General features: G+C 70.7%; 9 protein-coding genes and 1 pseudogene. 7 read left to right on the plus strand and 3 right to left on the minus strand.

What is annotated here, in order from left to right; translation table 11 throughout:
* Positions 1-194 (plus strand): annotated as a pseudogene (locus AB0M20_RS18250) (manganese catalase family protein); the annotation flags it as partial.
* Between the two features lie 8 nt (positions 195-202).
* Positions 203-427, plus strand: coding sequence for a hypothetical protein (locus tag AB0M20_RS18255; RefSeq protein WP_364299518.1), 225 nt, complete (start codon positions 203-205; stop codon positions 425-427).
* Here AB0M20_RS18255 and AB0M20_RS18260 read toward each other — a convergent pair.
* Positions 346-2,538, minus strand: a complete 2,193-nt coding sequence (locus AB0M20_RS18260; RefSeq protein WP_364299520.1) for an EAL domain-containing protein — start codon at positions 2,536-2,538, stop codon at positions 346-348. The genes AB0M20_RS18255 and AB0M20_RS18260 overlap by 82 nt on opposite strands.
* Before the next feature lie 193 nt (positions 2,539-2,731).
* On the opposite strand from AB0M20_RS18260, the gene AB0M20_RS18265 reads away from it, so the two are divergent.
* Positions 2,732-3,442: a GAF and ANTAR domain-containing protein gene (locus tag AB0M20_RS18265; RefSeq protein WP_364299522.1), complete on the plus strand. Its 711-nt coding sequence runs from the start codon at positions 2,732-2,734 to the stop codon at positions 3,440-3,442.
* Positions 3,443-3,455: 13 nt separating this feature from the next.
* Entirely contained in the window at positions 3,456-4,190 is a 735-nt protein-coding gene (locus tag AB0M20_RS18270) for a GAF and ANTAR domain-containing protein (RefSeq protein WP_364299524.1), read from the plus strand.
* Positions 4,191-4,218: 28 nt separating this feature from the next.
* On the opposite strand, the gene AB0M20_RS18275 is transcribed toward AB0M20_RS18270, so the two are convergent.
* A complete protein-coding gene (locus tag AB0M20_RS18275) occupies positions 4,219-5,226 on the minus strand; it encodes an acyl-CoA desaturase (RefSeq protein ID WP_364299526.1) in 1,008 nt (335 codons plus the stop codon).
* Between the two features lie 202 nt (positions 5,227-5,428).
* The gene (locus AB0M20_RS18280) at positions 5,429-5,614 is read right to left on the minus strand and encodes an antitoxin (protein WP_364299528.1); all 186 of its coding nucleotides are present in this window, start codon (positions 5,612-5,614) and stop codon (positions 5,429-5,431) included.
* A gap of 154 nt (positions 5,615-5,768) precedes the next feature.
* Here AB0M20_RS18280 and AB0M20_RS18285 point away from each other — a divergent pair, with 154 nt between their 5' ends.
* The 3 genes from AB0M20_RS18285 to AB0M20_RS18295 all read left to right on the plus strand — a co-directional run.
* Complete coding sequence (locus tag AB0M20_RS18285; protein ID WP_364299530.1) at positions 5,769-6,608, plus strand: hypothetical protein; 840 nt, start codon at positions 5,769-5,771, stop codon at positions 6,606-6,608.
* The gene (locus AB0M20_RS18290; protein ID WP_364299532.1) at positions 6,605-7,021 is read left to right on the plus strand and encodes a phage holin family protein; all 417 of its coding nucleotides are present in this window, start codon (positions 6,605-6,607) and stop codon (positions 7,019-7,021) included. Before AB0M20_RS18285 ends, AB0M20_RS18290 begins: the two co-directional genes overlap by 4 nt.
* A partial coding sequence (locus AB0M20_RS18295) for a DUF3618 domain-containing protein (protein WP_364299534.1) occupies positions 6,997-7,409 on the plus strand: 413 nt, incomplete at its 3' end. The genes AB0M20_RS18290 and AB0M20_RS18295, both read left to right, overlap by 25 nt.

The following is a 7,409-nucleotide window of genomic DNA, read 5'->3' on the forward strand; positions in this document are numbered from 1 at the left end:
ACGACGGCATCGCCGACATGCCGGTGCCCGACGCCTTCCCGGACGCCGAGGACCAACTCCCGGACGCCGAGGCCTACCTGGCCTTCTCGGCGGGGAGCGAGGCAGAGGACCTTTTCGGGTACGCGACCCGCCCGTCCCCGGCGGCCCCCGCACCCGGACCCACAGCCGGCGACCCCCGGCTCTACACCACTTAGGAGGCACCATGTCCGTGGCCATGATCTGCCGATCGGTGATCCTCGCCGCCTACCTGGCCGGGCTCGGCCTGAGCGGCCGCTACGACGTGATCACCGCCGTCGCCGGGCTCGCCGTGATCACGATCTGGGCCGCCGCGCTGCTGCGCAACCGCTACGCGCGCCCGGCCGCCAGGATGGTCCCGGCGATGGGCTCGGCGGGCGAGAACGTGGGGGCCGGCCGCCCGAAGTGGTAGCCCTGCGCCAGCCGGTATCCCATCCGGTGCAGCTCGGCGGCCTGCTCGGCGGTCTCCACGCCCTCGGCCACCGCGGTCAGCCCCAGACCGTCGCTGACCTGGATCAGCGCCATCGCGATGACGGCCGGCCGGCCCGCGCCGGTGATCTCGTCCACGAACGACTTGTCCACCTTGAGGATGTCCACCGGGACGGTCCGCAGCAGGGTGAGTGACGAGTGCCCGGTGCCGAAGTCGTCCAGCGCGATGCGTACCCCGAGGGCCTTCAGCTCGTGCAGCACCGCGGCCGACCGGCCGTCGAAGACCGCCGTCTCGGTGACCTCGACCGCCAGGAAGGCCGGCGGCAGACCCGCATCGGCCAGCGCGGACGCGACCGTGTCCAGGAAGCCGGGGTGCGCCAGCTGGCGGGCCGACACGTTGACGCTGACCTTCTCCGGCGCCCGGTCGCCCAGCTCGGCGCGCCAGCGCGCCGCCTGGTGGCAGGCCGTCCGCAGGATCCACGCGCCCAGCTCGACGATGAAGCCGTCCCGCTCGGCGGTCGGCACGAAGTCGCCCGGGCCGACCAGCCCGCGGGTCGGATGCGCCCAGCGGACCAGCGCCTCCACGGCCACCGGCCGGCCCTCGGGCAGCGACACGATGGGCTGGTAGTGCAGGCGGAACTCGCCGGCGGTCAAGGCGGCGCGCAGCTCGGCGCCGAGCAGCGCCTGCGCGCTCAGGTTCTCGTCGAGCTCCGGGCTGTAGCGGCGGGACCGCAGGCCGGCGCCCTTCGCGGCGTACATCGCGATGTCAGCGCGGCGCATCACCTCGAGTGGGTCGGTGGTGCCGGCCGAGCCGGTCGACCCGATGCTCGCGGTCACCACCAGCTCGTGGTCGCCCGCGCGGACCGGGGCACGCAGCGCAGCCGTCAGGCGGTGCACGACCGCGTCGATCGCCGCCTCGCCGCCGGCCGGCACGAGCACCGCGAACTCGTCGCCACCCATCCGCGCGATCATCGCCTCGGGCGGCATCGCGGCGGCGAAGCGCGTACCCAGGGTCTCGAGAAGTTGATCTCCGGTGGCGTGTCCCAGGTCGTCGTTGACGCTCTTGAAGCTGTCCAGGTCGAGCAGCGCGACGTGCGGGTGCCCGGTGGCCAGGGCGGCGCGCAGCCCATGCTCGAAGGACCGGCGGTTGGGCAGGCCGGTCAGGTCGTCGAGCATCGCCAGATCACGCAGCTGGCCCGCCTGCCGCTGCACCTGCCGCAGGAAACCGGACATCCGCACCACGACGAGCAGGAAGAGCAGCACCGAGCCGCCGGCGATGACCAGCCGATCGGCGACGTTGTTGCCGACCCGCGGCACGATCAGCAGGATCGGCGCCAGCAGCGAGCTGATCGCCAGCAGCACCAGGCGGCCGGTCCCCTCCTTCCGGGGCCGCTCGGCGGTCGCGGACGCCATCGAGGGGTGCAGCGCCGCGGCCGCCCAGGTGACGTAGGAGAGCAGCCAGCCCGCGTCCAGCCACGCGGTGTCGACGTCGGCATATAGGCTGAACAGCGAGAACAGGACGTCGGCGACGAACATCAGGGCGACCGCGGCGGCGAGCAGCCGGGTGCTCGCGGTGCGCCGCTCGGCGCTCATGAACATCCGGGCGAGCATGGCCAGGAGCAGGGCGTCGGCGACCGGGTACGCGGTGCTGACGAACCACTCGGTGGCCGACGCGCCGCCCGCGGCACTGATCGGGTGCAGCACGAAGACCCAGAACACCAGCCCGAGCCCGATGGCGACGATCGAGCCGTCGATCAGCCCGGCCAGGTCGCGGCCGCGCCGGTCCCGGAACAACTCCAGCAACCCCAGCACCATCAGGGGATAGGCGGCCAGATAGAAGATGTCGGCGGGGGAGGGGTAGGGCTCGACCTCGAGAACGTACTGGTAGTACTCGTAGATCCCGTCGCCGACCACCCACATCGCCTGCCCGGCCGCGAAGAGGTACCACATCCGGGCGCGGGCCGGGCGCAGCCGGCGGACGGCGAGCACGATCAGAAGCGCCGAGCAGAGACCGATCGCGTTGTATGCGAGGTTGCGCGCCAAGCTGCCATCGGGCAGCAGGAAGTATCCGCCGGTGGCCATCCCGCCGGCCACCAGCCATATCCACCACGCCCTGCCTCGCACACCGTTGGGATCGGCAGGGCGACGCGCAACCTAAGTGCATCCAGTGACCGGAGGCCGGAGTACGGTGGGGCTTGTCGTCTGATCGCTGATGCTGCCCTGGCCCTTGGCGTATGTGATGGGAAGGTGCAGCCGTGTCGATGCGGGTGCCGATCGGGGTCCGGACGTGACCGCCGCCGACGGCGTTGCGGAACGGTTCGCCGAGGTCCGCGCGCTCGTGCGCCGTCAGCCGCGGGATATTCATCCCCTGCGGCGGGTCTGCCTGGCCGCCGCCGGAGCCCTGTCCGCCAGCGGCGCCGGCATCAACGTGATGACCGAGGACGGCACCAGCGGCGTGTGCGTGGCCTCCGATCCCGGCAGCGAGCGCATCGAGGAGCTGCAGTTCGTCGTCGGTGAGGGCCCGTGCATCGATGCCTTCGCCGAACGACGTCCGGTGCTGACCGCCGACCTGTCCGACATCGCGGCGGACCGATGGCCGGCCTACGCGCCGGCGGCGCGCGAGGGCGGCGTCCGAGCGGTGTTCGCGTTTCCGTTGCAGGTCGGCGGTGCCCGTCTGGGGGTGATGGACATCTTCCGGGACCGCGTGGGTCATCTGACTGGTGACGAGCTCGGCACGGCGTTCACCTTCGCCGACGTCACCGTGGAGACTCTGCTCGACGGAGAGGACAATAGGGGCGAGGGCGCCGACCTCTTCGACGCGGGACAGCGCGCCGTGGTGTTTCAGGCGCAGGGCATGGTGATGGTGCAGCTCGGCGTGTCGATCGGTGAGGCGCTGGTCCGGATGCGGGCCTATGCCTACGCCGAGGATCGCCGGCTCGAGGACGTGGCGCGCGATGTGGTGGATCGGCGGCTACGGTTCGATCGGAGTGACGGATGACGGAGGCAGGCAAATGAGCACCGTTTCGGCTGAACGCCTGGCCGCGGTCTTCGTGGAGGTGGCCGACACGCTGGTCGACGAGTTCGATCTGCTCGACTTCCTGCACACGCTGGCCGACCGTGCGGGCAGCCTGGTGGACGCGGCGGCGGTCGGGTTGCTGCTCGCCGACGAGCGGGGCCGGCTGGAGTACATGGCGGGTTCCGACGAGCAGGTCCGCCTGGTCGAGCTCTTCCAGTTGCAGAACGACGAGGGCCCCTGCCTCGAGGCCTTCCGCGGCGGGCATCCGGTGATCAACGTCGACCTCGAGGCGGCGGCCGAGCGCTGGCCGCTGTTCGCGCCCCGGGCCACCGCGGCCGGCTTCCGCTCGGTGCACGCCTTCCCGCTGCGGCTGCGCAGCGACGTGATCGGCGTGATGAACGTCTTCGGTGACACCAGGGGCGGCGACTTCGACGAGACCGACGTCCCGATCATGCAGGCCCTGAGCGACGTGGCGACGATCGGCCTGCTGCAGGAGCGGGCGATCCGCCGCGGCGAGGTGCTGACCGAGCAGCTCCAGGGCGCGCTGAACAGCCGGATCGTCATCGAGCAGGCCAAGGGCGCGATCGCCCAGGTCCACGAGATCAGCGTGGACGAGGCGTTCGTCCGGATCCGGGCGTACGCCCGCAGCCACAACCGGCGTCTGACCGACGTCGCCCACCAGATCGTCGACGACCTCTTCAGCCTGCCGGGCCTCGGCCGCCGCTCCTAGCCTCCGCTCCAGCCACCGTGCCGGGGCGTTACGCCGGTGCGGTGTGGCCGATGTCGTCCAGGTGCCGCAGCGCCTGCGCATACGACGCGATCAGCCCGGTCTCGAGGTAGGAGATGCCGTGCTCGGCGCAGAACGCCCGCACCAACTTCTGCGCGTGCCGCAAGTTGCCGCGCGGCATCGATGGGAAGAGGTGGTGCTCGATCTGGTAGTTGAGCCCGCCCAGCGCGTAGTCGGTCAGCCAGTGCCCGCGGACGTTGCGTGAGGTGAGCACCTGGCGGCGCAGGTAATCGGCCGCCTCCTCCTCGCTCAGCGACGGCATGCCCTTGTGGTTCGGGGCGAACGAGCAGCCCAGATACAGCCCGAAGAGGCCCTGGTGGACGGCGATGAACACCAGCGCCTTACCGGGCGAGAGAACCAGGAAGACGACGGTCAGATAGACCGCGGCGTGCAGCACCATCAGGCTCAGCTCGAGCAACCGCGGGCGGGTGCGGTCGGCGAGCAGGAACCGGATGCTCTGCACCCGCAGGTTGACCGCCTCGAGCAGCAGCAGCGGGAAGAACCCCCACGCCTGGAACCGGTAGAAGAACCGGGCGAAGCGGCCGCTGGCCCGGGCCTGGTCGGCCGTGAAGATCAGCGCGCCGGCCCCGATGTCGGGGTCCTTCTCCTCGTCGTTGGGGTGGGCGTGGTGGCGGTTGTGCTTGTCGACCCACCAGCCGTAGCTGAAGCCGACGCCGAGGTTCGCCAGGGCGACCCCGGCGACGTAGTTCGCCCGGCCCGACCGGAAGATCTGCCGGTGCCCGGCGTCGTGCCCGAGGAAGCCCAGCTGGGTCGAGGCCACCGCGAAGGCGGCGGCCACCAGCAGGTTCCACCACGAGTCGCCGGTCAGCCAGAACCCGGCGAGCGCCGCCAGGCACAGGGCGAGCAGCAGGCCGGCCTGCAGCGTGTAGTAGCCGGGACGCCGGTCGAGCAGGCGGCCCTGTTTGATCCGGCGGGAGAGCTGGGCGTACGCGCTACCGCGCGCCGTGACGGTCTGCATGGTCGATCGACTCCAGCAACGCTCGAAGAGACATCAACGTCGCCGGGGTCCAGGGCAGACGGTTTACCTGATACCCGATTCAACCAGCCGTACGCCTGACGCGTCCCGGCTCGACCAGATACGGAAAAGTCTGCGGTATTCGATGGCGCACACGGCAGTGGCGCCGGCGCGATGATGAAATCGCCGGCGCCACCGTCAACGACTACTGGGACTGCTGGGTGTCGCCCGCGCCGGTGCGCTGCTGCGCCTGGTCGACGCCCTTGTCCACCTGGGACGAGTACTTGTTGTCCGTCCGCTGGTCGACCTGGTCGCCGGCCTTCTCGATGCCCTGGTCGACCTTGTCGTCGTGCTTGTCGGCCATGTCCTTGGCCTTGTCCATGAAGCTCATCGTCGTTCCCCTCTCGGTTGTCGCACCCAGGCAGTAACCCCACAACGCGGATCTATGCGGCCGGAACTCGACCAATTGTTTTTGCGCAATCGTGCGTACGAGTGGGCGCGGCGGGTAAGCCGCGGGCTAACCACGACTCTCACTGGAGTTCAAGATGAGTGACATTCCCCCGGGCGCACGGGCTCCCGTCGACCCATACGCCACGACCGATCCCTACAGCGCCTCCGGCCCGTACGACGCATCCGCCGGCACCACCGGTGGCACGTCCGGTGGCTCGTCCGTCGGCTCGGATGCCTCCGGTGGTGAGAAGGCCAAGCAGGTCGCGCAGCAGAGCAAGCAGGCGGCGGGCCAGGCGGCCGGCGAGGTCAAGGAGACCGCGAAGGACCAGGCTCAGCGCGTCGCGAGCGAGGCCAAGAGCCAGGTACGCAACGTGGCCTCCGACGTGCGCGACAAGGTCAGCACCGGCGCCCGCTCGCAGAACGACAAGCTCGTCGGCACCATCCGGCAGACCGCCGACCAGCTCGACGAGATGCGCGGCGACCGCCAGGACGGGCCTGCCGCAGCCGTGGTCTCGCGGGTCGCCGAGGGCGGCCGGCAGTTTGCCGACTACCTGGACCGCAACGGTCCCGAGGGCGTGCTGGACGAGGTGCAGGAGTTCGCGCGGCGCAAGCCGGGCACGTTCCTGGCCACCGCTCTGGTCGCCGGCTTCGTCGTCGGGCGGCTCGGCAAGGGCATCGCCAAGGCGGACTCGCAGGCCGGCAAGCCGTCGACCGACAGCTTCTCGTCGACCTCGGGCGCCGGCTACACGAACCCGCCCGCCACGCCGGCCGAGCCGGTCTACACGCCGGGCACCTCGACCGGCGCCGGGTACCCGGCCACCGATTACCCGGCCACCGGCACGCCGGTGTCGACCGAGTACGCCTCCACCGGCACCGGGACCCCGGTCGTCGTGGAGGAGGACTACGTCGTCGAGCGCCCGGAGCCGCGGCCATGACCGCTCCGTACCCGTCCGATCATCACCCCGACCCCACCGAGACCTCGGTGGGCGAGCTGATCGGCAACATCAGCAACGACATCTCGCAGCTCTTCCGCCAAGAGGTGGAGCTGGCCAAGGCCGAGGTGAAGCAGGAGGCGAGCAAGGCCGGCAAGGCGGCCGGGATGCTCAGCGGCGCCGGCTTCGCCGGTTACCTGGTCGTCATGCTGCTGACCTTCGCGCTCGTCGCCGCGCTGAGCAATGTCATCGACGCGAGCTGGGCGGCGCTCATCGTGGCCGTCATCTGGGCCGTCATCGGCGGCGTGCTCTACAGCATCGGCCGCAAGCGGCTCAAGACCGTCGATCCCGTTCCACACCGCACCGTCGAGACGATCAAGGAGGACGCCCAATGGCTGAAGAACCCGACCGGCTGAGGCAGGACATCGAGCAGACCCGGGCGTCGCTGACCCGCGACGTCGACGCGCTGGCCGAGAAGACCAGCCCCAAGAGGGTGGCACAGCGACGCTGGACGTCGGTGAAGGAGAAGGTAATGGGTACGCCCAACCAAGCCAAGCACCAGGCTTCCTCGGCGGTCGACACCGTCCAGGACAAGGCCTCGTCGGCCGCGAGCGCGGTGCAGGACAAGGCCTCATCGGCGGCGAGCACCGTGCAGGACAAGGCCTCGTCGGCCGCTTCGACGGCGGCGGACACCGTCCGCGAAGCGCCGCACACCGTGGCCCAGCAGACCAGGGGCAACCCCCTGGCCGCCGGCATCATCGCCTTCGGCGCCGGCCTTCTGGCCGCGTCGCTGATCCCGGTGAC

The organism is Actinoplanes sp. NPDC051633 (assembly GCF_040681735.1).
Taxonomy (GTDB): Bacteria; Actinomycetota; Actinomycetes; order Mycobacteriales; family Micromonosporaceae; genus Actinoplanes.

What these genes read in the sequence shown, in the direction of transcription:
- AB0M20_RS18290 (WP_364299532.1), top strand. Translation starts at nt 6,605, where the DNA reads ATGACCGCTCCGTACCCGTCCGATCATCACCCCGACCCCACCGAGACC.
- AB0M20_RS18270 (WP_364299524.1), top strand. Translation starts at nt 3,456, where the DNA reads ATGAGCACCGTTTCGGCTGAACGCCTGGCCGCGGTCTTCGTGGAGGTG.
- AB0M20_RS18280 (WP_364299528.1), bottom strand. Translation starts at nt 5,614, where the DNA reads ATGAGCTTCATGGACAAGGCCAAGGACATGGCCGACAAGCACGACGAC.
- AB0M20_RS18255 (WP_364299518.1), top strand. Translation starts at nt 203, where the DNA reads ATGTCCGTGGCCATGATCTGCCGATCGGTGATCCTCGCCGCCTACCTG.
- AB0M20_RS18285 (WP_364299530.1), top strand. Translation starts at nt 5,769, where the DNA reads ATGAGTGACATTCCCCCGGGCGCACGGGCTCCCGTCGACCCATACGCC.
- AB0M20_RS18275 (WP_364299526.1), bottom strand. Translation starts at nt 5,226, where the DNA reads ATGCAGACCGTCACGGCGCGCGGTAGCGCGTACGCCCAGCTCTCCCGC.